At 49.8% G+C, this 22,895-nt stretch carries 18 protein-coding genes and 1 tRNA gene; 9 read left to right on the forward strand and 10 right to left on the reverse strand.

Features of this window, described 5'->3' with window-relative positions:
* On the forward strand, positions 1-524 hold a 524-nt coding region (locus AC812_RS04580), incomplete at its 5' end, for a transposase (protein ID WP_157235423.1).
* Positions 525-672: 148 nt separating this feature from the next.
* Here the strand turns inward: AC812_RS04580 and AC812_RS04585 are convergent.
* The gene (locus AC812_RS04585) at positions 673-3,465 is read right to left on the reverse strand and encodes a DUF11 domain-containing protein (RefSeq protein WP_145962594.1); all 2,793 of its coding nucleotides are present in this window, start codon (positions 3,463-3,465) and stop codon (positions 673-675) included.
* Between the two features lie 335 nt (positions 3,466-3,800).
* Positions 3,801-5,948 (reverse strand): WD40 repeat domain-containing protein, encoded by a 2,148-nt coding sequence (locus AC812_RS04590; protein WP_062158806.1) that lies wholly within the window; start codon positions 5,946-5,948, stop codon positions 3,801-3,803.
* Positions 5,949-6,095: 147 nt separating this feature from the next.
* Here AC812_RS04590 and AC812_RS04595 point away from each other — a divergent pair, with 147 nt between their 5' ends.
* Positions 6,096-7,337, forward strand: a complete 1,242-nt coding sequence (locus tag AC812_RS04595; protein ID WP_061919638.1) for a transposase — start codon at positions 6,096-6,098, stop codon at positions 7,335-7,337.
* A gap of 335 nt (positions 7,338-7,672) precedes the next feature.
* On the opposite strand, the gene AC812_RS04600 is transcribed toward AC812_RS04595, so the two are convergent.
* Positions 7,673-8,497, reverse strand: coding sequence for a tyrosine-type recombinase/integrase (locus tag AC812_RS04600; protein WP_061919640.1), 825 nt, complete (start codon positions 8,495-8,497; stop codon positions 7,673-7,675).
* Between the two features lie 224 nt (positions 8,498-8,721).
* Here AC812_RS04600 and AC812_RS17960 point away from each other — a divergent pair, with 224 nt between their 5' ends.
* From AC812_RS17960 to AC812_RS04640, 7 genes are all read left to right on the forward strand, one after another.
* The gene (locus AC812_RS17960; protein ID WP_211261462.1) at positions 8,722-9,732 is read left to right on the forward strand and encodes a thermonuclease family protein; all 1,011 of its coding nucleotides are present in this window, start codon (positions 8,722-8,724) and stop codon (positions 9,730-9,732) included.
* 228 nt (positions 9,733-9,960) lie between these two features.
* Positions 9,961-11,904: a type I restriction-modification system subunit M gene (locus AC812_RS04615; RefSeq protein WP_061919646.1), complete on the forward strand. Its 1,944-nt coding sequence runs from the start codon at positions 9,961-9,963 to the stop codon at positions 11,902-11,904.
* Positions 11,897-13,393, forward strand: coding sequence for a restriction endonuclease subunit S (locus tag AC812_RS04620; protein WP_061919648.1), 1,497 nt, complete (start codon positions 11,897-11,899; stop codon positions 13,391-13,393). The genes AC812_RS04615 and AC812_RS04620 overlap by 8 nt, the downstream gene beginning before the upstream one ends.
* A 27-nt stretch (positions 13,394-13,420) precedes the next feature.
* Positions 13,421-14,320, forward strand: coding sequence for a hypothetical protein (locus AC812_RS04625; RefSeq protein ID WP_061919650.1), 900 nt, complete (start codon positions 13,421-13,423; stop codon positions 14,318-14,320).
* 44 nt (positions 14,321-14,364) lie between these two features.
* Positions 14,365-16,071: an ATP-binding protein gene (locus tag AC812_RS04630; RefSeq protein WP_061919652.1), complete on the forward strand. Its 1,707-nt coding sequence runs from the start codon at positions 14,365-14,367 to the stop codon at positions 16,069-16,071.
* The gene (locus AC812_RS04635) at positions 16,064-17,500 is read left to right on the forward strand and encodes a ParB/RepB/Spo0J family partition protein (protein WP_061919654.1); all 1,437 of its coding nucleotides are present in this window, start codon (positions 16,064-16,066) and stop codon (positions 17,498-17,500) included. The genes AC812_RS04630 and AC812_RS04635 overlap by 8 nt, the downstream gene beginning before the upstream one ends.
* Positions 17,484-18,563 carry a DNA double-strand break repair nuclease NurA gene (locus tag AC812_RS04640; RefSeq protein WP_061919656.1) on the forward strand — a complete coding sequence of 360 codons (1,080 nt, stop codon included), beginning with the start codon at positions 17,484-17,486 and terminating at the stop codon, positions 18,561-18,563. The genes AC812_RS04635 and AC812_RS04640 overlap by 17 nt, the downstream gene beginning before the upstream one ends.
* Positions 18,564-18,714: 151 nt before the next feature.
* On the opposite strand, the gene AC812_RS04645 is transcribed toward AC812_RS04640, so the two are convergent.
* The 7 genes from AC812_RS04645 to AC812_RS04675 form a co-directional block, all read right to left on the reverse strand.
* A tRNA-Val gene (locus tag AC812_RS04645) sits at positions 18,715-18,786 on the reverse strand.
* A 106-nt stretch (positions 18,787-18,892) separates the two neighbouring features.
* A complete protein-coding gene (locus AC812_RS04650; protein WP_061919658.1) occupies positions 18,893-19,162 on the reverse strand; it encodes an SWIM zinc finger family protein in 270 nt (89 codons plus the stop codon).
* Between the two features lie 48 nt (positions 19,163-19,210).
* Positions 19,211-19,450 carry a hypothetical protein gene (locus tag AC812_RS04655; protein ID WP_061919660.1) on the reverse strand — a complete coding sequence of 80 codons (240 nt, stop codon included), beginning with the start codon at positions 19,448-19,450 and terminating at the stop codon, positions 19,211-19,213.
* Complete coding sequence (locus AC812_RS04660; RefSeq protein WP_061919662.1) at positions 19,447-19,812, reverse strand: hypothetical protein; 366 nt, start codon at positions 19,810-19,812, stop codon at positions 19,447-19,449. The genes AC812_RS04655 and AC812_RS04660 overlap by 4 nt, the downstream gene beginning before the upstream one ends.
* Positions 19,813-19,978: 166 nt before the next feature.
* Entirely contained in the window at positions 19,979-20,773 is a 795-nt protein-coding gene (locus AC812_RS04665) for a DUF4942 domain-containing protein (protein ID WP_061919664.1), read from the reverse strand.
* 179 nt (positions 20,774-20,952) lie between these two features.
* The gene (locus AC812_RS04670) at positions 20,953-21,360 is read right to left on the reverse strand and encodes a hypothetical protein (RefSeq protein ID WP_061919666.1); all 408 of its coding nucleotides are present in this window, start codon (positions 21,358-21,360) and stop codon (positions 20,953-20,955) included.
* A 453-nt stretch (positions 21,361-21,813) separates the two neighbouring features.
* Positions 21,814-22,626 (reverse strand): hypothetical protein, encoded by an 813-nt coding sequence (locus AC812_RS04675; RefSeq protein ID WP_061919668.1) that lies wholly within the window; start codon positions 22,624-22,626, stop codon positions 21,814-21,816.
* Between the last annotated feature and the right edge of the window lie 269 nt (positions 22,627-22,895).

The following is a 22,895-nucleotide window of genomic DNA, read 5'->3' on the forward strand; positions in this document are numbered from 1 at the left end:
TGGAGCAGCACCATGTCGAGAACTTCCTCAAGTACAACACCTTCTACCAGGATACCCACCGCTACCGCAACCCGCAGGTGCTGCGGGCTCACCAGTTCCGTGCCGAACACTTTGCCTATGACCCAGCGAGCGACACCTTTATCTGCCCGGCGGGCAAACGCCTGCATTTTCAGTACACCTCGCGCTACACCAGCGACAACGGCTACCAGAGCCAGCGGCACACCTACGAATGTTTCGACTGTGCCGAATGCCCGCTGCGAAGCCAGTGCACCCGAGCCAAGGGCAACCGCAAGATCCGCATCTCCTTCCGCTTACTGGAATACCGCCGCAAAGCACGCGAGAACCTGACCAGCGCGGAGGGACAGCGGCTGCGCGCTGCACGCTCGATTGAGGTCGAGACGGTTTTTGGGCAGATCAAACACAACATGGCTTTCCGACGATTCCACCTGCGCGGGTTAGAAAAGGTCATAACCGAGTGGGGGCTGGTAAGCATAGCCCACAATCTACGAAAATTGGCTGCCTGATCAACAGCCAATTTTTTTTTTGCTGGTCAAAACGGCTTTATTTGACCTGTTTTTCCTTACCAAAAGGGCTGCCTGGATGTTCTTTCCAGACAGCCCCTGGATGCGCCCTAACGATTCCCCAACATGAAACCTGCTTACATCATGTCACTCAGTAGCCTCTATTAATCAGTGGCAGGAACATCTGTCGGGCCGCCATTACCTGAGCGCTGGCGGTGTTATCGGAGGGATTCGGGTCCAGTTCAGCGGAGGTTATGCTCAGAGCGATGGGATAAAGAGTGCCATACGCTGCAGACGGTGGTACCTGCACATAAAGGGTAAAGTTGACCTCTTCCAGGAAACCCAGGTCCGGTAGGTTCCATATCACTTGAGCGCCGCTTACGGTGGGGGTGATCCCCGAAGTATCTCTTACATAAGTGAGACTGCTGTCGAGGGTGGCTCTCAGCACAACACTGGTGGCTTTGGCCGTGCCATGGTTGGCAGTTCGAATGTGTATCGCTGCATTTCCACCTGGTGGCGCACCGTAAAGGGAAGCAGAGAAAGTCGCTACCCCGTCCACACCCGTGGGCGGCGTCCAGCTATATGAAGTATTCCCATAGCCCTCACCATTGGTGAAGATAAAGGGATCTGAGGCTTGGGATGTGAGAAAAATCATCGGGTCAGTGAGCACATTGCCGTTACCGTCTACGAGAGCGTAGTAAAGATTATTGAAGGAGGAGTAATCCCTCCAGGTGAGAATCCCATGACCGACGGCGTCGGCAGTCACCGAAACGGAATAATCACCGGTGACGGCAGCTTCTGCCTTCAGGCACACTGGCGTCCCTACTGGGTTATAGGATGTATCTAACAGTGCAAACCGAATGCGAGGAACCTGTTCGCCAGGGTCACACCCAATGGTTTCCCAAACTGCCAGTATCTTTCCATTAGAAAGTTGTACAGCATCGTAATTTTCCCAGTTATTCCCATCCGCAGAAAGATTTGTCTCTGGTTTGACCAGAGTACCATCATTGCCAACAACGGCGTAGTAGATGTTGCCACCGCTCGCCCAGGAAATGAAAGCGCGATTGGACGACAGGGACGCAAGTGCAGGGCCGTACTTCCCGCTCGATCCAGGGCTAGCATTGGTAAGGTTTGTGATAGCTTTGACTTGAACACCGTTCGCATCCCGTATAGCGTAGTATATGTCGTCTTTTACACGACCATCGCTTACGCGATAATACTGCTTCCAGGCCAGAATGAAGCGGTTGTCGCCGGTGGCAGCAATGCGCGGAGAGTTGAAAAAGGGCACGTTCACGTCATCATAAGAGCCCCAGGCATTGTTGTTGGTTAGGTTCACCGGACCATAAGTCAGGTTGCCCGCGGGGTCCAGGATGGCGAACCAGATGTTGTACTGGGAGGTGCTGCCGTTCCAGAGGTAGCGATACCACACCACCCCGATGCGTCCATTCGGCGCGACGGCCACGGCGGGATTCTCGTCCTTCCAGGTTTGCGTTGTCGCCCCGGAATGGTTGGTCAGTTTGTTCACCCCGCGCACGGTATTGCCGTAGCGGTCCAGGAGAGTGTACTCGATCTCTTTCATCCATAAGTCGTACCAGAAGTAGGCAAAGCCATTGGGCATCTCGGCCACGGCCGGGGACCAGGGAAGGAAGAGATCTGCAGTAACCTTTTTTACGGCCTGGGCAGCAGGCTGAACAAGATAGAGGCTCATCGCTCCATCGTTGTCGCTATACACCTGGGCAAAGGGGGCGGGGATGGCTGTCTGTAATTTAACCGTCTCACTCTTGCCGGTGTCACGCGAGGAGCGAACGGTGACAGCAGCAGCGTTGTCGTCACCCACATTAGATGTGGGCGGCGTTTGCACCTTGACGGTGATGGTGAGAGTGCTTCCCTGCGCCAGAGAGCCTGTGTCCACCGTGCCATCGGCATCGGTGTCGGTGAGGGGAGTGGTGCCATCAGCGGCGTAGAAGGAGATAGGCCAGGATGAAGAGGAAATCAGATCGTAGGTGTCAGCTCCCAGTTCACCAGTGTTGCGGATGAGCACATTGAAGGACTCCATCGCGCCGGCGCGGGTGAAGCGGCCGTCGTAACGCGGAGAGATTCCCACACGAGGGGCGGCAACTGGCCGGTAGATACGTACGGCGTGGTTAGAGCCAATCTGGTTACAAAAATCGGTGATAGTCAATCCGTCCCATCCGGTGGAATCCTCAATACCGGATGTCTGGCAATGCCAACCATGCCCACTATAATTCATATTTTGGTATTGAAAGACGATATCACCATTCTCGTACAGAACTACTTCGAAGGTGTACTCATTTAAGAAATCATCCGTCACCCGGTTCCACTCGACAACAAACCAGCGGTTGGGGAATGTGCCCCCTGTGAGGTAGCGCACATAACCGTTGACATAATCGATCGGTCCCCAACTGGGGGCGATCACGTCATTGGGTTCCTCGGGACTGGGGATTTGTGATTGCTGGTCGTCGTTTTGTCCGGAGTTGAAGGATACGAATCCATACATCGAGATGTAGAGTTGGGTGTACGTGTTCTCGTAATACTTGAAGGGGAAGCCAATATCAATAGGGCCAGCCTCAACCCAGTAAGGAGGGTCAATGGTCGCATCAGTTCCACTACTGGCATCGATCCAGTTCAGCGCTACCGAATCGTCCCAGATGTAGCCAAAGTCGTCGGGGCCACCAGTGCTTTGAGGGGATAATTGAACAGATGCGCCAACGAACGGCTCTGCATCGTTGGGCATGTACCAGTTTCCGTCGGAATCACGATAGGGGCCAACTCCGGGTGCTGGAGGGTGGCTGGGGAGCGAATTTGGAGGATACGGCGGTTCTGGTGCCTGAGCTGCTAGGGGGGTTGGGCTACCGACCAGAAGTACCAGAAGCAACGCCCCACAAATTAAAAGGCCGAATTTGGTAGAATTTCGTGCTTTCATTTTAGTCCTTCCTTTGATTGATCTTTGAAGTTGAGTATTTCCTCCTGCCAGTACTCATTGAGGCGATAAGAACGGGACTGTTATCTTTCCATAGTGCCCCCTTTCTACAAGAGACAAACCTCCCTGCCAATGATTAACCGTGCGATTTACTGGCTATACCCTTGCCGCCCGGGCGCTTGCTTTGCTGGAATCCATAGGTGCCAGAAAAGAGAAAACACGCTCAAAAGACGGTTTCGTATGGGGCTGGGTAAGGTGGTATCTTCTTTCTAACTTTCGTCCCCTCTAGGCGCTGCCCGTTTGATAAAGAACCCTGTACGTTGAGGGGGCATACCTGATTACTGCACCCCCCATACCTCCAGAACTCCATTATTGCCCAGGATAAGCAAGTTGGCGCCATCTGGTGTGAAAGCCAGGTCAATCACGTCGCTTGCTGTGATGCGAATATTTCCCACAATTTGGCGAGTCTCCATGGTCACCAAGGAAACCTCCCCACCCTCACGACTTACTGCAACCAATGTATCATTAGGTGAAATAGCCAGCTTGTGTCCAAAAAGGGGTAATTTACCGTCTTGTGACCCGCTCATAACATTCCACAGCCACACATAGCCTTTGGCAACAATGATTTCGCTTTCATCAGAGGTAAAGACAACATCTTCAACTGCTTTTTCTGATCCTTCCGGGATCAGTGACAGACCTCTGGGAGGATCAACTTGCCATAAGCGAATATCACCTCGACAACCGCCAAATCCACAGATACTGCCACCTGAAGCGAAAAACTTCCCCCCCGGAGACATATCCAACCATCCAACAGAATAACCATCGCTAAAAATAAAATCCTGAATTTTTTCCCCTTTGAGAATATCAAAGAGAGTGATTTTCTCACCACGCCCAATTGCAAGAATATCTGTGCCCGGTAAAAAGGCTAACACGCTGTCTTTACGACACGGGGTGGAGATCGTAAACGCTTCTTTTTCGAATGACCAGACCTCCAAACGGTCCATAAAACATCCGGCAACTTTCGCCCCATCGGAAGAGATCACCGGCGCAGTAAGCAGGCCTTCTGAAAACGAGACCCAGTCCATTTGCCGGGTTAGCGGATTCCATCGCCAAATTGGATTCCAACCGCCCCATATATAAACCTGATTTTCAGGAAGAGCAATGACCCCTCGGGGCTGCCAGCCAAAGCCAAGAGACAACCATTCTTCAGAATCATTTCTTGGAAGAGGAGTGTCTTCCTTTACTGATGGGGAGCCTTCGGAAATCAAGTTGAAATCCGGCACGGAATAAACGAGCTCACCGCCATTGACGATGATTTTTGACCCATCCTCCGAGAATTCAGCCACTGCAGATTCTAAGTTGGTATAGAGCGTGCGTAAACGCACATATCGCGGTTGCACCTGGTCAATGTTAATATTCCCGTTGAGTGTGGTGACAAACAGTTTTGAATCAGGAGAAAATGGCTTTTGACTCGCCACTCCGCCAATTTTAGCAATCGTACTTCCATCCCTTGAGTTGATCAGGTGAATCCGATATCTATTATCACTTGCACTATACCAAGAATAACCAATAACATTAAAATCCGGGGAGATAAGGCCGATATCCAACGATCCCCATGCGTTGTTTATATACCAAAGCGCCTTCTCATTCTCCAAAGACCAATAGATTAACCTTCCTCCCATCGAAGCAAGATGCGTTCCGTCGGGAATAAACATAATCTGATACGGATACGAGTAGCCTGTTAAGTCGCTGTAGAGTTTGGCTTTGAGTTCTCCCGTTTCGACATTCCAGACGCCAATGGAAAAATCGGCATATCCACAAGCCAGAAAGCGGCTATCGGGTGAAAAAACCAAATCGGTCCTTTCTAAGGCCTCCCTAAGACTATCAGCCCTTTGTGTTTCGTCGAGTTTCTCGCTAAGATAAGATGGAATGTCACCAAGCGGAGGAAAGGAATGAATGACATTACCATCTTCAAGTTGGATAAGCAATAAAGACCCATCTGGAAAGCGAATTGACGCTTTTTCTTTATCAGGAGACCCCAAAAACCGAATTGCCCCGTAGTATTCCGCAATCATTTTCTTGTCTGATTCGCGGAATAAGTAAACACCTGCCGTTGACTTAATTAAGATCCTGTCTGGCCCCACTTTTTCTTCCTGCTGAATACTTCCGTATCCCCAATGGGTAAGAAGGGTCAATTGCCTGGCATTGCCAGAGTTGAGAACAGTGCGCGCCCATGGCAAAGGTGTTGGTGTGATTGTAGGGGTAAGCGTCACAGTAGGCGTATAGGTTGGTGCAGGCGTGATTGTCGGGGAGGATGTTATGGTAAACGTCAAAGTGGGTTTTTCAGTAGCCACAGGCAGGGTTGTGGTGGCTAAATCCGCTGGCAACGTTGCAGCGCCCCTCTGACATGAGGCGATCACGGACAAAGTGATTATAGAAATAAAAATAAATATGATTTTTTGAAGAATAATTGCTTCTCGCTTCATCTCCCCTCCTAATCCGATAGCAAATATTGTCTCCAGCATCATTTTAGCACCCTATTTCGCAACTGTCAATTCTGCGCGTTGGTTCACATAAAATGTTACTGAAGTAAGATGGTTAGCTCAAAAGAAAATGTTACCGGAGAGCTAGCCATGGTCGAGATAGAACGAATGAGCATCAATGAACGCCGAAAATATCTGTACAAGATGTGGGAACGCTATCGCAACGCCAGTCGCAAGGAAAAGGGATATCTCTTGGACGAGATGCAAGCGGTAACGGGGATGCACCGCAAGTCACTGATCCGGCTTATGAGAGGACGGCTGTCACGGAAGCGACGCAGCCGTGAACGCGGGCGAACCTACGGGGCGGCGGTGGAAGACGCGGTGCGGGTGGTTGCGCGCAGTCTGGATTATCCGTGTGCCGAACGGCTCAAGGGGGCGCTTGTACCCGTGGCGCTGCACCTGCAGCGCTTGGGGGAAGTGCGCCTTGAGCCGGAGACGCTGGAGTGCTTGAGACGGGTGAGCATTTCGACCTTGAAACGCATGCTCAAACGGGCAGGGCGGAGCGAGGCGAAACTGGCTTACCGCAAGCCGCCCCGCCCAAAGCGCCACTCGCTGCGCAGTGCCTACCCAATGCGGCGGATTGCCTGGGATGTGGCGGCTGCGGGACACTTTGAAGTTGACCTGGTCTTGCATTGTGACGAGGACACCCGTGGTGAATTCATTCACACCATCCAGATGGTGGACGTCAAGACCGGTTGGAGCGAAATTGAAGCCGTGTATGGGCGCAGTTATCTGGCGATGAAAGACGGCTTTGAGGCGATACTCCGGCGACTACCTTTCCCGATCCGGGAATTACACCCAGATAACGGAAACGAGTTTTTCAACGACCATCTGCTGCGCTTCTGGCAAGACAAAATCCCGGCATTAGTTATCTCCCGTTCGCGTCCCTATCACAAAAATGACAACCGCTTTGTCGAAGAAAACAATCATAGTCTGGTGCGGGCCTATGTTGGTCATGGGCGTCTTGTTCGCCTCGATCAACTCCTTATCTTGCGCCAATTGTATGCCGCTTTGTGGTTGTATCATAATTTCTTCCAGCCAGTCATGCGCACCCAACAAAAAATGGTCGTCAATCCGCAACGCTACCGGCGCGTCTTTGACATCCCCAAGACCCCCTTCGAACGCTTGTGTGAGGTCGAAACTTTACCTCCCGCGCTCCTCACCCAACTCCAAACCCTCCACCGCCAAACCAATCCCCTCCAGTTACGCCAGCAGATCGCAGACCTGATTGACCAACTCTGGGCATCCTCTCCTCAAAAGACCGCTCAACCCGTGAATATCCACCATACCCTCAGAAAGGAGGTTGACCCTTTAGTAACCTTATTCTTTTGAACCATTCAACCACCCTCGGTAACATTATCTTTTGACTTGACAGGGCGGGCCTCATCCAGCCCGTACTTGCGGGCGGCTTCGGCAACGGGTAGAAATGGGGGGAGTGTAACCATACCTGACCTTCCTGCTGAAAACACAAAACGCACCCAGGGATCCATCGGGTGCGTTGCAGAATACAGGGATGGAGTCCCTGTTTTTAGAAAACACTGCTGGTAAAGTGCCCATTGGAAGTGACTCACCAGGGACTCGAACCCTGAACCCACTGATTAAGAGTCTGTAAAAAATAAAAAGCCCGCCATTAAGCGGGCATAAAGAGAAATACCAGTTAGTTTGGATCATTGTGACATTGGCACGCTCAAGTTAACCATCGGGAAGTACTGTCCTAAATCAACGGCCTCTATTGTTCGAGTGTAATACTCAACCATTCGAATATCAGACCACCGACCCGCAACCTGTACCAATCGACTCGGCGCGCCTGCCTTGATTGCCATTACTGCAAAAGTTCGCCGAAAATCATGCGGAGAGAGTTTTATACCAATTTTTTCTCCCCAGCGCCGAATGATAACCCTCAAACCATCCCTGGTCACCTGGAAAAGCCGCTCGTCTTGCGGATTTCTGTATTCTATCCATTTTTGCAACGCATCTTTGGTCAAAGGTGAAAAGAAAACCCTTTCCCAACGACCACCTTTTACTCTCACAAGAATCTCTCTCTTCTCAAGAGCCAGGTCTTTCATGTTGATTGTAACAATTTCGTTCACTCTTAACCCGGTATCCAAAGCCAGACTTGCAATCGCGAAATCTCGACATCCTTTTGAAGTAGTCAAATCAAATGAAGCGAATAACTCACGGATTTGATGTTCATTCAGAGTTCTGCCGGGTCTCGTTTTTTCTCTCTTAATACGCACTCGCAAAACTGGATGATCACCAATTTTCCACTTGACAAATTGCCGAATAATTCCGCAGGCAACATATTGACGAGAATTTCCCCACCCCGTTGAACGAAGAAAGCTTAATAAATCAATTGCAGTGCAAGACTCAATATCTACTCTTTCCAGAAATGCTTTCAATATTGCCCGATATTGTTCTTCTGTTTTCGAACTGAACCCCTTTTCAGCGAAGAACAATTCCATCTCGGTATGATATTGTGTGAAAGTTGACATGGTTTTTCCTCCGCAATGAAGTGGTAATTTTTTGGTTTTACGATTCTGCCACCTCAAAACGGTTCTGAAAATTAAAATTTTTTGCTATACTATTAACCGAAAACAAACCAGCCCCACCGTTATTCCACAGTGAGGCCGTGATGCAGGCGTGGGGGTATGGATGATTTCAAATCATCCTAGCAAATTTTTTCACCGCCCGCAAGTTAGTCTAATATCAGCAATCCATGTTCATAATTTCACAAATACAGCAGTCAATACCAACGGTTGTTATTCGATTTGCGTTCCGTAACTCAACCATGGCCGGTCAAATTTTCAAAAATCCTCAAACCAAAATTGCATTTCCAATTCTCCTATTGTTTGGGGTAGTTACATTGTGCTGCGGGTTATTTACAATCGGCAGTGTCATCTTGCCTGCTCCCAGCCCAACGGCAACCATTACCCCAACATCCACCTCTACTCCCACACCAACCGAAACGAACACACCAACTCCAACCATCACCCCCACCCCCACCATTACTCAAACTCCTACGGAGACCCACACCCCAACGATCACACTGACGCCGACCATCACATCTACTCCGACCATCTCACCCACCCCAACGGTGACTTTGCCCTCAACCTCTTTGAACTGCGTTCCTCAAAACACCAAACGAGAAACGGGCACCGTAACCCGCGTGATCGATGGTGATACAATTGATGTCCGCATTGGAAACCAGACTTTTCGAGTGCGATACATCGGTATAGATACTCCCGAACGGGGAGATTTCTATTTCTACCAATCCACCGAAGCCAACCGCCGACTGGTTGAAGGTAAAAAAGTTACCCTTGTGAAGGATGTGTCCGAAGTAGATCGTTATGACCGCCTGTTACGGTATGTCTTCGTGGGAGATGTTTTTGTAAACCACGAACTGGTCAGGCAGGGATATGCGTATGCTTACACCTATCCCCCCGATGTTGCCTGCGCCGATATTTTCGTTGCCGCACAACGGGCGGCGCGCGAATTAGAGCGGGGATTGTGGAAACCAACACCTACCTATGCCCCTCCCCCTGCCGTCCTGCCTCCGGCTGGTGTCAGCAGCGGGAATTGCCATCCGTCCTATCCAGGTGTTTGTATACCGCCACCGCCTCCGGATTTGGATTGCAAAGATATTCCCTTCCGCCGTTTCAAGGTCTTACCCCCCGACCCGCACCGCTTTGACGGCGATAACGATGGCATAGGCTGCGAGTCAAATTAGTGTTTGGTTTTGGTTGATGTTCTGCTAAAAAACAGATATATTTAAGCCAGACATAAATCAGCCCCACCGCTGTCTCGGTGAGGCTGAGGTGCAACGCGGTGAAGGCGCGTTGCGGCAAAAACAAGCATAGCAAACTTTTGCCGCCCGCGCAAGTCAACCGCAACGCGCGGGCGAATCGTTATCGAGTCTTGAATTTCACAAGTCAAATATCTGCACAGGGAACTTCAAATGGAAGAAACAATTACACTGATACCCCCCGGTAAGATTCAATGTGTTGTTACAGGTAAACTTCGCCCTGATACACCTGAAGAGAATGTCCGGCAACGCATAGCGCGTAGCCTGTTAGAAGACTACGGCTACGATAAATCAGACATCGAAATTGAATTTACTGTTAATCTGGGAAGCAGCAAAAAGCGCGTGGATATTGCTATCTTTCCGCCACATGTCGAGCATAAACAAGAGAATATCAAAATCATTGTGGAGTGCAAACGGGAAGAAGTCCGCCCTACCGACCGAGATAACGGTGTAGGGCAACTCAAATCCTATCTTGCTGCCTGCCCTAATGCTCGCTTTGGGATGTGGATTGGCTCAGAACTCCAGGTCTGGGAGCGGCTGGTTTCGGATGCGGGAGAAGTATCTTTTGCCGAAGCTACTGACATCCCGCGTTTTGGATACGATGCCCCACAACCCATACGATTTGATGAACTAGTCCCCGCTCATGAAGAATTAATTGCCATATTCAAGCGTTGCCATAACTACATTTACGGAAATCAGGGATTACAAAAGGAACCCGCTTTTCAGGAATTGCTTAAGCTCATTTTCTGCAAGGTCTATGATGAAGACACTTCTCTCGGTGAAATGCGCTTTTTCATCGGCAACAATGAACGGCGTTCCGAAATCGGACAAAGGCGGTTGAAGCAGACAATAGATCAGTTGTTTGAAGACGTGAAAAACCGCTATCCGTATATCTTTGCCCGAGATGAACAGATTCGCCTTGACAACCGGGTGCTGGCTTATGTTGTCGGCGAACTTCAACGCTACTCACTTCTGCAGACGCTGGCAGATGTTAAGGGTGCTGCTTATGAACAACTTGTTGGGAGTAATCTGCGCGGTGACAGAGGTGAATTTTTCACGCCGCGTAATGTCTGCGAAATGGCAACGCAAATGGCGCTGGCAACCTACCCTCGGGATAAATGGCTGAAACTCCGTATTCTTGACCCTGCTTGCGGAACGGGCGGCTTCTTGGTATCAGTAATGAATGTCTGGCGCGAATACCTCGAAGAAGTTCAGCGGGTGAAATGGAAAGACGAGAGCAAAGCTCTTGAAGAAACTGCCCGGTTGTTGCGAGAAACGGCTAATCAACACCTCGTAGGCATAGATTTCAACCCTGTTTTGGTACGGGCTGCGCAGATGAATTTAGTCATGCACGGTGACGGTTCGACCAACGTGTATCATGCTAATTCGCTTTTGCCCCCCGGAGAGTGGATAGCCGAAGTCGCAAAGCATATTCAACTTGGCACGTTCGATATTGTTATCACCAATCCACCCTTTGGCTCGAAGATCCCAATTGATGATCCACATATCCTAGCACAATTTGAGTTGTCGACATTCGAAATGCAAAATGGAACACACCGCGCATCCATGCCACCAGAGCAGCTGTTTATCGAACGCTGTCTACAATTTTTAAAACCCGGTGGACGCTTGGCAATCGTACTCCCCGATAGTATTCTCTCCAATCCCGGATTAGCGTTCATCCGCCGCTGGATTCTTCGGCGGGCCCGGATAATCGCCAGCATAGACCTGCCACAAGCAACTTTTGAACCCTATACAGGCACGCAAACCAGTGTATTACTGCTGCAAAAAAAGACGGAAGAGGAAATACGAATTGAGCAGCAAGCAGGCAAGCCATTTGATTACGAGATTTTTATGGCTACACCTGAATTCGTTGGACATGACCGACGCGGCGAGACCATTTATTTACGAACCCCTGAAGGCGAACTCATTCAATATGACGGCATTGCTAAGTTTGTCCGTCGCAATCCAAACGGCAAACTGATCACCGAACAACGCCAGCAGAAAATGCGTGAAAAGTTTGACCAACTGCCTGAAGTGGTGCGCTACTTCACCGAATGGGTTTCCAAACCTGAACGAATGAGGTGGCTCAATGGATGAGAGAAACGTGCCTATTATCACCCGGGAAGAACTCCGACAGCAATTTATCGAATTGGGGTGGTGGATTTCAATCCCCCTGACTACCGTCCCTGCGCACTGGTTGAATCAGGGGGAAAACAGGCTAGACGCAAACTATTATGCCCAGGAAGGCCAATCAGTCTTTAGGATTGTTGCTGATAGTGGATTCCCTTTGAAGCAATTAGGGGAAATAGCAAAGGCAATATGGTATCCGTCAAGGTTCAAAAGGACGCGAACCGATAGCACAAAAGGGATCCCATTCATTGGCGCTACAGAGATCATTCAGTATAGACCGGAGACGAAATACTACATTTCCCCAAACTCAAACACCGAAATAGAAAACCTTATAGCCAAAGAAAACTCCATTTTTGTTACGCGCTCTGGGTCGGTTGGCAGAATCTCATTTTTCAGTAAAAGACTGCAAGGTAAAGCATTAAGTGAACATGTTATCAGAGTAGAGGTGGATGAAGAATCAGGATACGTATATGCTTTTCTGTCTAGTTCTATTGGGCAGGGTTTAATACTACGGAGTGTATTTGGTTCATCCGTTTCTGAGATTGAACCCCACCATCTAGCAAGTGTCCCTGTACCACTTCCGTCCAAAGACGTTCAGTTAGAAATCCACAATCAGATCATGCGGGCATATGCCCTGCGCGACGAGGCCAATGACTTGCTGGATGAAGCTGACAGTCTCTTACACGAGAAGTTAGGGCTGCCTATCTTCGATGAAAGCCTTGTACCCTACCTGCCCGCGCCGACTGCGCCACGCCTGCCTACTAACCGCCCCGAAATTCCCCATCCCAAAGCGTTTAGCATTTGGGCTTCTGAACTGTCAGATCGTTTTGACGCTTCGTTTCACGTGCCGGTTGCGAGAACGGTGGTCAAACTTCTGCACGAAGGGAACTTTGCGCCCGTGCAACTGGAAAGCATTGCATCTCACATTTTTATTCCCCCACGTTTCAAGCGTATTTACGTACCTAAAGAATACGGCGTTCCTTTTCTGCAAGGGTCACATCTGCCACAAATGCGCCCGTATGATCTGAAATACGTCTCGCTAAAAGTAAATGCAAAGCATATTGACAAATGTCTGATTAGGATTGGATATGTGTTGGCTACTCGTTCTGGTACCATCGGACGGATAGGGTTGGTGTCCTCATATATGGACAAGTGGGCAGCCTCCGAACACTTGTTGCGCATTGTGCCTGATAACAGCAGGGGACATCCGGGCTATATTGCCGCCTTTTTGATGACGCCTTACGGGCAGCATCAATTGACGGCAAAAATTTATGGCGGTGTTGTAGATGAATTGACTGAAAGTGATACCGGTGAAGTATGGATACCCAACGCTCCGATGGAGATTCAACAAGAAATTGGTGAGAAGGTGGTTCAAGCCTTTGAAAAAAAGGATGAAGCCAACGTCATAGAAGAAGCGGCCATCCGTAAGGTTGAAAAATTACTAGAAAATGGCTAAACCCTTTTGGAATCGTGCGACTTAGGTATGAAAAATCGCCCTTACTACTCAATCCGAACGGGTAAACACCCTCACACAAAATACAACCTTGATTTGTTAAGGCGGTTGTTTATAGAGGTGTATCGTAAATTCGAATGGGATGAGTACTTTCAAGAAGCATTTGGATATAGATGTGTGGATGCTTACAATGGTTGGGTATCAGGCAATCTAGGTAGGGACATTGAGGCCATAGTTTTTTTGCATCTTAGAAAAGACTCGCTCTGGCCAATTGAGGAAAACTACATCCACTACTCCGAAGAAGACTTATTTGATGTGATTGAGTTTTTATATGATAACGTTTCTAAGCCTGTTGATGGCTTTTATCACGACTACAATAACTGCGGTTGGCATTATAGTTCCTTTGATCAGAACGCCGGTAAGAAAGAGTTTCGGGAAGCGATTAACTCCATCCTAAAAGATTATAAAAGTGGATATGAGCTCAGTACAGAAGGGGAAATTCTTTCATTGCCCCAGCACGGATTAGAAGCGTTATTTGAGTCCGAATTACCTCATTATGAATCTGATAATGTTGAAAAGCGATTGGAAACAGCAATAGAAAAGTTCAGACGCTATCATGCCACCTGGGATGAAAAAAGAGATGCAATTCGAGACTTAGCAGATGTATTAGAGTACCTTCGCCCGAGATTAAAAGAGGTTCTGAGTTCAAAAGACGAGAATGATTTGTTCAACCTCGCGAATAATTTTGGTATCCGTCATCATAATGCAAATCAAAAGACCGACTATGATAAAGAGATTTGGTATCCTTGGTTATTCTACTATTACCTCGCCACAATCCGGGCTTGTATTAGCCTGCTTAGCAAAGCGGGAAATGAAACATCAGAAAAGAGTATGAATGAAGTCTCTACGGATGACGGTATTTACTTCTAAAAGAGGAAATTTCAAAGTAATTATACGAACAGGAGGATGATGCGATGATCATCGTATTAACAGACCGTCCGGGAAGAGAGGGGCTGTATGTCACTGCTGTAAAGCAAGAAGGTAGCAGTGATCTCCAATTGTATGATTACGTGCGGATTACTCCCCCAAACACTTCTTATCAAACACCTGAAAGCAAACGAGAATGGATTGGTCAGATCACACGACCCAATCTCAATGTTTCTATGGTAACCGATAATCCCTTTGATCCATCACTCATTCACGCATTGTATCTAACCCAATCCCGATCTGATACGATGATTGAGATGGCCAAAACCATCGAAACTTGGGAAATTCATTTGCTGGGTGAATACGATGGTCATCGCTTAACGACTCTGCGGCGCAGGCCGCAACCGGGTTCACGAGTAGAACGATTGGATAGAGAAACCACCCTAAAAGTCCTCGAACTTCCAAAGTACGATGAAAAACAAGTGAATGCTATTGGCTACTTACTCAATGCGGATGATGTCCCGCTTTGTGTTAACAAAAGTATTTTTCGACATCACATGATGATTAGTGGCGGTACTGGTTCAGGCAAGTCCAATACCGGTGCCAATTTGGTTTATCAAGCTGCCAGAATAGGCTTCACTGTCTTTCTATATGATGCAAAGCCTGATTACACACTAATTGATAAGCCTAATTCAGATGAAAGCGTCAAAGATGTTTGGGATGAAATGAAAAAATACGGCCTGCAGCCCTTTGGAGCTGACAATCTGGTTCGGGTAGCAATCTATGGAATCGGTCGCGCCAAGAATCTACACTACAAAGGGTATCAAGCAATTTTAAGTTTCCGCGCTTCTGATTTTGACGCAGAATGGTTGGGATCTTTGTTCTTTACCGGTAAAGCAGACTATAACCAATATGAAGAATTTGTCAGCGTTTGTAAGGAACTTCGTGAAACCAAAAGAGAGTACAGCCTGAAGGATGTTTTAGATGTGATTCGTCAACGAAGTGATGGAGACAAAAAGGAAGAAGAGGAAGGGAAGAAAAATTCCAAAAAATCTGAGCGAACCGTTCACAAACAAACAGCAGATGCGATCATCCGCAAGGTAGAACGGAAACAAAAAACAATGCCTTGGTTGGACTCGCTAAATCAAGAAGTGAGCGAAGTAACAGAGAAACAAACTCAATTGCCCTTTGAACAAACGACCGGACTAGCAACAAAACTCAAAACGCAGCCCTATAGGGTAGACAATTTTATCAGCAAAGGCAAGATTGTCTATATTGATCTTGCTGACGTAGATGCCGACAGTTATGCGCTATTTTTGGGATATTTCTTTCGCGAAAATCAACGATACTTATCTCAAAATCCGCAATTTCGCTCTTTAGGGATACTGGAATTCGCTGATGAAGCGCATCGTATCTTTACGAATGACACGCGATACAGCGATTTGCTCGAATTTGAATTCAATCGTACAATGATGGAAGGAAGATCGTTAGGACATGGTGTCATTATCAGTTTACAAAACGCCAGTCAGGTCCCATCTAGTATTCTTAACAACATCAATTCTCATATTGTGATGAGACAAAACAATCGAGAAGTGGCGAAATTTGCCACACAGACTATGGGAGTTGACTTTGCCGATCAATCAATCAGTCTAGCACCTGGGCAAGCATTATGTCGGATGTTTGGCTCTACCGCAACAGTTTTAGCCCAAATGGCTCCATCTCCCTATGAATTGGAGAGAAGCGATAATGTTTGAGAGGCAGATTGTCCCGATAACAAATATCCGTCTAAATGGTCATTTGCGCACTCCAGAGGCAAGCAAGATCGAAGAAATTGCTGAAAGTATCGCAAAAGTCGGTCTTTTGCATCCCTTAGTCTTGTCAAGCGATTATTATCTCTTGAGCGGATTACACCGTTTGGAAGCCTTGAAACTGCTAGGGTGGCAGGAAGTTGAATGCAAAATAGCTCCTTTTCCTCACGAAAGCCCCGAGGCATCTCTCTGTGCCCTGGATGAAAATCTCATGCGTCATTCGTTGACTGCCCTTGAACAAGCGGAGTATCTGCTCAAACGAGATGAGCTCTTACGGGCTTTGGGAATGCGCTCTGGGCATGGCGGACAAATCTCTAATCAGAATGCGAGGAAGAACAGCCAAAACGAACCGGCAAATTTTGCCGCTTCGTTTTTCTCTTCCCAAGACCTGGCCCGAGAAATAGGAATTTCGGAAAGGACATATCGAGATCGTATATCGATTGCACGCAAGCTCAGCCTTGAGGAACGCAATTTGATTCGAACAACACCCCTTGCAGACAAACCCGCTTTGTTACTTGAAATTTCCCGCATCCAAGACCCGCAGCGAAGACGAGCTGTTATCGAGATGATGTCGAAACAGACATCAAATTTATCTGTCCGAGAAGTGATACGCCAATATCGCATCCAAAAAGGCGAAATTCAAGCGGAACTTGACATCATCAAACCATCAAATTGGTGGACTTTCGGACGTCCCAAATGGCTGCAAGAACAGTTTCCGGGCAGCATCCCCGGCGAGATTTATGCCAATGCACTGTATTATTTTGCCCCCGAGCAGGGAATTGCTGCTGACGGGATGGCTGGAAGCGGAATGTTACGGCGGGTTTATACGGATCGACATCTTTGGCAAAAAAACCGACAATTGAACTTGGAAATCCACCTTTTTGACCTTTTCCCAAAGCAACCGTGGGCTAGCAAATACAGCATTCAAAAACATGACATGACTAAACCGCTTCCTATTCAGGTGGATTGGCTTTTCATAGACCCGCCCTATTTTCGTACTGCTACAAACTTTTTAGAAGGTGAATTAGCCAAAACGCAAGATTACAACCGATATCGGTCAATAATGAGACAGGTGATTGAAGCCGGGCGGGATTCCCTGCGCCCAGGTGGTATCTTCTGCTTGTTGATTGTACCTTATACGAATATCAACGACCCTGAAAATCCTTTTATCGATATCCCAGCAGATATGTATCAACTGGGAATTGAAAGCGGCTTCAAAGTTATTTTTCGAGCATATGTTAGCCGTGGTGAACAGCAACGGCGGGCGGCCGGAATGATGAACCTCAAAGCAAAGCGTTTGCGGAAAATGTTCGGGGATGTGTGCGAATTGCTCGTGTTTCGGAGAGAGGAGAGAAGTGATGTCCAACCGCTTTGACTTTGAGGGATTGATCAACCGTTCCAAGCGATTTTCCCGCGATGAGTTTGTCGCAAATTTTGGCGGAATTGTGGAAGATGTATCTGCCATGCTGGCAAGTGACTTATCCCGTAAGGCAATTGCCGAGGCTCGCGAATACATCGAATCCAAAGGTGAAGAGTTATTGCCTAACCAGATGCCACGACTTCAAAGGTATGATTTTGGAAATTTGGAGTCCGCTTCTGAATTATTAGACGGTAAAGTAGCCGCTGTAGATGGTACCCCTGTTCTGCCACTTCAAAAGTATTCATTTGGTCAGGCTTTGTGCGTTGGTATAGGTAGCCGTTCGTATGTACGTCCGCTGGAAGATGTTCTACACGGCTATACAACCCAAGCAATAGTTAGGGGACTGTCTCACGAAAAAAGCGAGGATATGAAAGCCTTTTTCACACAGCTCGAAGAAGAAATTGCTGGCATCTCTCTGACTGCTTACATGAGGTACTTCGAGTCTGTTCATGCGTTGGAAATCAGCGAGCCATATATCTTCTGTGACGGAACCTTAATCTATCAATGGCTGAGCAACATAGAAATTGGCCGAAATCTATATAAAAAGCTGCTCAAAGAAAAAAAGGTTATTGGGGTTATCAAGAGCTTGAAAGAGAGTGTTCTTCTTTCTTGGTTGGGACGTGCCCTCAAAAGTGGCGAAGTGTTCTTCGCCCAAACCTTTTATGAACATGTCGAGCGACAATCTACGGCACAACAGAGAGAAATTCAATGGCTGAACGACCAGGAATTTGTCCAAGAAGCTAAGCAAATCTGGCGCGGTGTTTTCAAACCTCGCCAAAAAGCCTTTGGTTTTGAAGTTCATCTGGATCATATAGCTCCAATGTTGCGGATTATGGTTGCTGACTGTCAGATGAACCATCTGGGACATGAGATTCCCTTTCTGCTGAATACGGTTGATAAAGAGATTCGCAACTTCTTCAAGAGCAAAGTTTTGCAAACGCAAATTGCAGCCCAACTTTCCGACTTATCGGAGAACATTTTTTTTGAAGAAATGGAAGAAAGACTTTTTAGAGAATAAAACAGCAAGAGAGGGCTTTTCTGCCCTCTCCTGCTTTCCGTAGTTCACGGATACCCTCACGAAGTAAATTCATCATACTCGCTATCCCTGAAAATTTCAAGCCCTTCCAACAAAAAAGCGGGCTTACCCAGCCCGCTTTTCGGCAAGCGGGCGCCTCCGGCGGGATTCGAACCCGCATTCACACTTCGTGAGGGTGCTGTTCTATCCCTTGAACTACGGAGGCATGACACTTGCCGAGGTCACCCTGGGCGGAGTTGCACCGCCCCAAGACACTACGCAGGGTGAGATGGCCGGGCTCTTGTAAGCCCGGCTTTGTGTTACGCCGCCTGCTACACACTCTGCTCGGTCAGCAGTTTCACCGCGGCAATGTGCTTGCAGGGTTTCTGCCGCTTGGTGAAGTCCGGGCAGGTACAAGCCCATGTGCCGTTTTTGGTGACCATGTATTCATGGGGTTTCCCGCTCATCGTGGAATTGACCACCCACGCAATTCCGGGAATAAAGACGATGACGGTAAGCTGTTTCTGAATCAGCCCCATCATCGCCCGGTAGGCCCGTGCGTTTTGGGGGTCGTCCAACAAGGCATCGCTGGTTTTCGACATGGCAGTTGTCCTCCTTTTCCCGGTGCGCCGCACCACACCGGGAGAGTATTAGTCTCCCCGGTGCAGCGGGGTTCTGAAAGGTTTGCCAATTGACTTGATGACGGAAATCGGCTGGCCGTACACAATCCCACCATCAGCAGAACGCCAGGCGTGGGTCGTGTACAACCGCCTGCCCCGTCCCAAGAGCCTCATCCACACCACCCAAAGTTCATCACTCAGGTCAGTGACGATTGTGATGACAAAGGTGCTTTTACCAATCCTGACGATTTCGCCCACTTCCGGTCTCATGGCGCATCCTCGATTTGAGCGGGTTCTTCTTCGTCAGTCAGCACCGCGCCGCAGTCGAGGCAGTGGACTTCCTCTTTCAGGTCGTCCCATACCTCCCCGGCGGAGTAGTGATACCCGCCGGTGGTGACAGCAGTGGTGCGCCGGTGAGGACATTCTTCCTGCTGGTGCAGGTAGGCATCGGTCAGGTAGCGGATTTCATCGTAGACATGCTGGTTGAGCGCATCTGCCAGATGATCGGACAGGTACTCGATGAAGTTCCGCCAGTCTTTGGGTTTCTCCCGCCGATAAGCCAATGCGTAGAAGATGTCCTCCTCCGTAACGGTGAGGCTGGCAACAATGTTGCCCGGTGTGATGGATACCATAGCAATCCTCCTTCCCCCGGCGCGTCCCGCACCGCTCCGGGGAATGTGGTGATTCCCCGTGCGGGCGGGTTGATGGGAAAAGAAAGGTGCAGCGTTTTGCAGGCGTATGTAACCATGTTAAGGTGCAGAAAGTCGGCAGGGGCGGGGTGAGGCCCCTGCCTTTGCGCTAAACCGCTCCGTCCCCAACGGCGGGCTCTGCCAGCCCGCCGGCGATCTGATTGAACTTCACCAGCAGGTCATCCCGCAGGAAGGTCAAATGCAGATTGCCGTTGCCGTAGCGTTCCCACTTGAAGTACTCGGTCTCGCCCTTGCGGGCTGAGGACAGGCCGTCTACCAGCGGGCTGCTGTACGAATCGAACGGGAAGGGCTTGCCGTCCAGCAGGTGAAAGATTTTATCCACCTGAATCAGGTGGCGGCGGGGTCGTGGATAGATGTTCACATAGAAGGGCGTTTCGTGAACCAACCCTTCCAGGATGATTTTCTTCCCCACACTCACCCGCCCGTTCTTCTGGTTGGTCTTGTACTCGTCATGCCAGCCTGCTCCGGGGCGAAGGAAGTCAAAGGCTTCGCGAATCATCTCCGCAAAGAGTTCCTTTGCCGCTCCACCGGCCAGCAGTTCCATGATGGCTTCCTCGCTCGGCTCAGGGATGTTTCTTATCCCCTGCCCGTTGCCTTCCAGAAACTGCTCGAAGCGTTCCAGCCGAGAGACGGACAAGACCTTTTCCACCCCGCTGGCTCCCAACAAAGCCTGCCAGGTCGAGCGTTTCAACTCCACCAGCCGGTCATCGCGGAACATGACTGCCCGGTAGGATACTGCCGAGCCAATCCCGGCGTTCTCTGCCGCTTTCAAGACAGCCTCTAACTCCCGGCAGTGGTACTCGATGGCGGCTTTGGTCTGCCGGTAAGCCGAAAGCACCTCGCTGACCGTGTAGGGTTTTTGGATTTCGCTAAAAACAGACATGGTTTTCCTCCTTCTCCCGCCGTCTGCACCCGGCGGGAAACTGATGTGTTTCCCCCGGTGCAGCGGGGTTGAAGGACGATTGGGACGGTTGCGGTATTCGCCTGTTAAGGTGCGGTGCAAACACCCTTGCGGGTGGTATTGCCGGATGGCGCAGGCAGGTAGCCTGCGCTTGTTTGAAATCAGGCGCATTTCTTTTCGGCAATCTTTCGGATGGTGTACAGCACTCCAGAGATGAAGTCCTGGTCATCCCACTCGGCATTGATCCGTTCAACAACCTTGTCCAGCCCGTTTTCAGCCCAATATAGTTGGAACGCTAGAGGCAGCCGGTTTCGGACAAGACCGTACTGCAAAGCTGAGTAAATGACATACTCTCGTGAAAACGGTATAGAGTTGGCGAGCCGTTTTTCTATTTCTTGCAAGGCTTTCTCTATGGAGATTTCATGAATCACAATTGTGACAACACCTTTTTCCCGCCTCTCAATGTGAAAGCCGTTTTGCAAGGCTTTTTCTCGCAAGCGAAAACACTCCCAACCGTCTTTACACTCCTGCATTGACCCGCCATAATATTGAGATTTTCGCATTGCCATCGTTTTCCTCCTCTGCCCCTGTCCGTGACCAGGGGCGAATCTTGTGGATACGCCCCGTCACGGCGGGGAAAAGAGAAGGTTGAGAAAATGCGCCTGATATTCACCTGGTAAGGTTCGGAATGCGTTGTTTGGGCAGCCGCATCCCTGCCGTTCCCACGTACGACTTTACCGGTGGTGCATTTGCACTCGCGGAAGTCTCGGCACTATTGTCGGAGCCGTGCCGCCCGGATGTTCCTGTGGTCGCTCCGGTCTGTCCGGCGTCCCGGTCTTTTGCTATCGCGCTCCTGGCGTGCGCTCACGCACAGCGGATAAGTGCCTAGCAAGTGCGTGGAATGGACTGGTTAAGGTGCAGTGCCAGATCAATCGCTCCGGCGGGCAGGAATTGGCGGTTAGAGCCGGACTGGGTAAGCCCGGCTCGTCCCCGCAGGGGGGTGCAGATGACGGTCAATCGGACTAGCCAGCGTAGGCGGCTTGTAGTGCGAGGAAGGCGCGCGCCATGCGCTGCAAGTGGACGTTTTCAGGCTTGCCTTGCGGGTCGAAGCCCTTGCCGTCCGTGTTGGCGCACCAGCGCACCCAGCCCTGACCTACCGGCCCGGACTGCCACACTTCGGCAATGGTCTTGTCCTTCTGCTTGCCGAAGTGGATGACCGTTTGCCCGGGGTCGGCCAGTTCGCCTTCCCCAGCCGGTTCAGCAGCGGCGGGAGCAGGCTGCGGTTTCGGCGCAGGGGCAGGTACAGGTTTTGGCGCATACGCTTTGCCATTACCGTTGCCGTTCGGGGCGGGTTGGAAGTCCTTGTGTGACCGCAAACCCAGATACACGCTTTCCTGGAAGCCGATGTTCGACACGGCATTCCCCAAAGCGTTGGTAATCGCCCCTTTCATGGCGTAGGCAATGTTGGCGTTCTCGCTCGCACCGGTGGCATGCACGGAGCAGTTGTACTGGATATTCCCGTCAACGAGTTTGTACCAGAAGCGCAGGTGGGTGAGAATGGCCGCATACACGCCGTACTCGTTGCCCTTTGCGTTGGTGCGGGACTCGTAGCGGTATTCCAGATTGGCAGGGTCGTACTCATACCCCCAGCCCAGACCGCACAACCCGAACACATGGTTGAGGGTTTTCCTCATCCAGTTCGGGTCAATATCGGTTAAGTCAACCGCTCCCGGCAGTGCCTTGTACGCCCCGGCGGGCAGTTCTTGATCCAACTGCTGGATGGCTTCTTCCAGCGTCAGACCGGTCAGGGTGAAGATGTTGGAAAGTGTGGACATGGTAAAAACCTCCTTCGTGAGATTGTTTCACGCCCCCGTCCGCAGCCGGGGGCAAACGAGTGTGTTGCCCTGCTGCGTCAGGGGAGTACCTGAACGGCCTCGCTCCACCGCTCACGCTTGACCGTCAGCGGCAGAGGGAGACCGTCCAGGCAGAAGGCTTTACCAGTCCCTGTCCCTTCGCCCTGCTTGATTGACCGTTTTCACCTGTTAATGTGCTGCCCCTTGCGGGGAAATCACCTGCCCGGAGTTGCACCGGGTAACCTCGTCAG

It is taken from the genome of Bellilinea caldifistulae (genome assembly GCF_001306055.1).
Lineage (GTDB): Bacteria > Chloroflexota > Anaerolineae > Anaerolineales > Anaerolineaceae > Bellilinea > Bellilinea caldifistulae.